General features: G+C 55.2%; 3 protein-coding genes. All 3 read right to left on the bottom strand.

Features of this window, described 5'->3' with window-relative positions; translation table 11 throughout:
• Window positions 1-135 precede the first annotated feature (135 nt).
• Window positions 136-1215, bottom strand: a complete 1080-nt coding sequence (locus IKG78_RS05980; RefSeq protein ID WP_290940866.1) for a hypothetical protein — start codon at window positions 1213-1215, stop codon at window positions 136-138.
• 20 nt (window positions 1216-1235) lie between these two features.
• Window positions 1236-1946, bottom strand: coding sequence for a capsid cement protein (locus tag IKG78_RS05975; protein WP_290940863.1), 711 nt, complete (start codon window positions 1944-1946; stop codon window positions 1236-1238).
• An 18-nt stretch (window positions 1947-1964) separates the two neighbouring features.
• Window positions 1965-3354 (bottom strand): hypothetical protein (locus IKG78_RS05970; protein WP_290940860.1); only part of this gene is annotated, 1390 nt, incomplete at its 5' end.

Genomic DNA, 3354 nt, shown 5'->3' with positions numbered 1-3354 from the left:
TGATGGCCTTTTCAACGATGGCGACCTTGACCTCTCCGGTGGCGTTCGGTGCAAGGTCATCGGTGACCTCGACCAGACGCGCTTCGGGGATGTGCCCCTGAATGTCCTCGTAAGTGCAGTAGTTCATGCGTTACCTTAAGCAGTCTTCTTGACGATGTTCTTCAAGAGGAAGCCTGCATCCTTGGCGACAACAACTTCCTTCTGGTAGAAGCCTGCCTTGATGATTTCGGCACCCTTGAGACCAATCTTTTCATCTTCGATGATGGTTGCGAAGCGATCACCCACCTGTGCGGTCATACCCCAAGCAATGCCTTCCTTGAGCGTGGAAAGCGGTTCGGAGTAGTGAGCCCAGATGTTATCACCCCAGCAACGAGCAAGCTGCGGATTCTTGGCGTTCTTGGCGGTGTTCACGCGAGCTTCACCGATGAGGATTTCATCAACTTCGAACAAGGCCTTGATCTGTTCGCGACTTGCGACGCCTGCACCGTTGGAGTTCGGATAGACAGAGCGGAGTACGTTCGGGTCAGTGCGGAGTTTCGCCCACACGACAGAGTTCATGCCAATCACGTTCGGACGGGCAAGCGGCTTTTCGAGGTATTCAAGAATCGTTTCCACGATGTTGAAGCCGTCCGCTCCGATACCCTGGGCGTTTTCGTAAGTGTGAGTAAGGCCATCGCCATAGTTCGAAGTGTCCTGCACAATGCCCGCAACGCGCATTTCACGACCGAGATACACCTGATTCATCAAGTATTCAAGGCTCGTATTCACATAGCGTTCCTTGTTCTTGATCTGGTCAATATCTTCCTTAGGCACGATAATCTGCAAACCCTGGGCTTCGGCAACTGCGGCTTTTTCCGTTCCCGAAAGGTGGATGATATTCGGTTCAGAAGTGCGGCCAACCTTGGTATCCGGGGCGGCAAACGAATCGCCCTTGGTTCGCTCGTAGTACTTGAACGCAAGTTCCGGGCCGTCGAGCACCTTGACAGGCATCACCTGGTCGGCAATCATCTTGCCGTTCTTGTAGGCGGCCACAAGGTCGGTCTGCTGCACGCCAATCGGGAGGAGCAAGCCAGCGGCAAGAACGCCACCGTCAGAGCCGAAAACTTCGGCGACAATCTGCGGAACGCCGCAGGCGGTAAGCGTGTCTGCACCCGCAAAGGAGCACAGAGCACACACGAGAGTAAAGAGCATGAGAGCGATAGAGTTCTTCTTCATGTAGTTCGTCCTTTTTTGAATTAACCCGAAATGACACCGGCATAGCCGAGCTTTACCTTGATGACATCGTTCGCGGCTGCGGCAGCTTCGAGGGCGATGGCATAGACCACATCGCTTGCGGTCGAGGCAGTGACTGCCTTTCCGCTTGCGGCACTCTTGATCTTTGCGCCTGCGTCAATGGCTGCACTTGCGGCCACTTCTGCGATGTTGTCAACTTGCACTTCCACATCCGCACCGGCTGCGGCATCGGCAAGGGCCACACCGAGCACAGCGTCGCCAGCACCTGCGGTGGTGACTTCGCCAGCGGTAGAACCGAACTTCACGAAGGTATTCTTGGAAACCCCGCCGGTCGCAGCCTTGTACTTCACCGCGTTCACAGGCGTAGTGGGCACGCCCACGCAGTCGATCTTCACGCGGATGATGTCGCCAGCCGAACCGCTTTCAAGGGCGGTCGCGCATCCCGGAGTGGTCGATGCGGTAACAGCCTTGCCGTTCGCGTCGGGTTCAAGAGCCACACCGAACGTGACAGAGCCACCACATTCGACTTCGGCAATGCCATCGAGCTGCACATCGCAACGGCAACCTTCAGCAGTATCCAATTCGCCAGTAACGCCAAGTGCGGTATCTCCTGCACCGGCAAGTTTCACGTTACCTTCCGTGGTGCCAGCCTTGGCAAAGCGGAAAGCGGGAACCGCAGCTTCTGCGGTGAAATTGAGGACATTACCCTTCATGGGATTCTCCTTGTTTTGTTAAACCTTGATACGGTCGTATTCTTCCGCAGCTTCAGCAAACGAAAGCACACGCCCCTTGGATTCCTGTTCAGCCTTATACTTGGCAAGAGCTTCGCCCGGCACAAGTTGCGGGGTGTCGCGCATTCCCGGAGCTTCGCCAAATTCCACGATTTTCGGGAGGGCGGCAACCGTCTTGGCGAGCACATCCGCGATATTCACGCGGTCTTCGCCTTCGCCAAAGCAGCCTTCGCCATCAACAGGCACTTCCTGGCATACTCCAAAGACCTTCATCAGGTTATCCTTGAGCACCTGATTGCAGCGGCCATCGGCAATAGCCTTGTCCAAAGTCTCGGAGAACGCAGCCCCGGCTCGCAGACGCTCTGCTGCAAGCTTGTCAGCCTTAAGGGCGTCGTTTTCGGCCTTGAGTGCCGCGTTCTCTTCGCTCAACCGCGCCGCTTCGCTAGAATTACCTTCCGGGATAGATGCGGTCGGTTCATCGCGAGGGGGCGTTTCAGGCTGAGGGTTCTGCTCCCCGTTCTCCAGCGGAGCAGAGCCGTTTTCTCCTTCGTTAGTCTTTTGGTTGTCCGCACCGCCGCCAACCTCCCCCGGTTCCCCGAAGGAGGAGGCGGTGTCAGCGGTTGCGTCTTTTACAGTCGTCTGTTTAGGGAAGTTGTTATAATCCTTGACCAAGTCACGGACGGATTCGATATCCTTCACCATGTATTCCGGGAAAACCTTGTTTGCGGCTTCGACACCTTCTTTTTCAATCAGCTGTTCACGCTGTGAGCGGAAAAACGGACCGAGCGATTCAATTTTGTAAATCAGTCGTTCAAATATGGACGCAGGCACAAGCCTGTCCCAAGCGAACGATTCAGCGAACATGCACACATCCTGTTCGTTCACGCCCTTGTCCGCTTCGGCAAACATGCCCTCGCCAAAGCAGAGCGGGGCCATGCCCTTCATTGCAGGGGCGTGAGCGCCCAAAGCTCCGAGGTGTCGAAGTCCCTTTTTCAAGTTGCTGTAAACGGACGCTGAAAGGTACTTGAAGCCGCCTTTTTTCACCTCTTCGGCAAAGTCGTTACTCACGTCGTCGAGCTTCACCTTGAGCACGTTGTCTTCCACCTTGGAATCGACAATGGAGCCTACGCGCGGATCATCGACTTTCGGGTGACCCTTGACGAGCGGCGGCTGGTAACCGGCCTTGAGCTGTTCGTGGATACCTTCGTTCAAATCTTCAAGGTCCGCTTCGCTGAAGTCGTGTTCCTTACCAGCCATGTCAGTGACCTTGCCGACCTTGAATGCTTCGACCCACGGTTCCTTGAGGTCATCGGATTTCAAAAGTTTCTTGTCTTTCATGGCTTCAAAGTTACAAGCGAAAAACCGAAAGAGGAGATGACAGAGACATGCC

Source organism: Fibrobacter sp., assembly GCF_017545445.1.
In the GTDB taxonomy this organism is placed as follows: Bacteria; Fibrobacterota; Fibrobacteria; order Fibrobacterales; family Fibrobacteraceae; genus Fibrobacter.
This window is presented reverse-complemented; position numbering and strand designations above follow the sequence as displayed.

Bases quoted from the DNA above. Each gene is read 5' to 3' on its own strand.
- IKG78_RS05975 (WP_290940863.1), bottom strand. From the start codon at position 1,946: ATGAAGGGTAATGTCCTCAATTTCACCGCAGAAGCTGCGGTTCCCGCT.
- IKG78_RS05980 (WP_290940866.1), bottom strand. From the start codon at position 1,215: ATGAAGAAGAACTCTATCGCTCTCATGCTCTTTACTCTCGTGTGTGCT.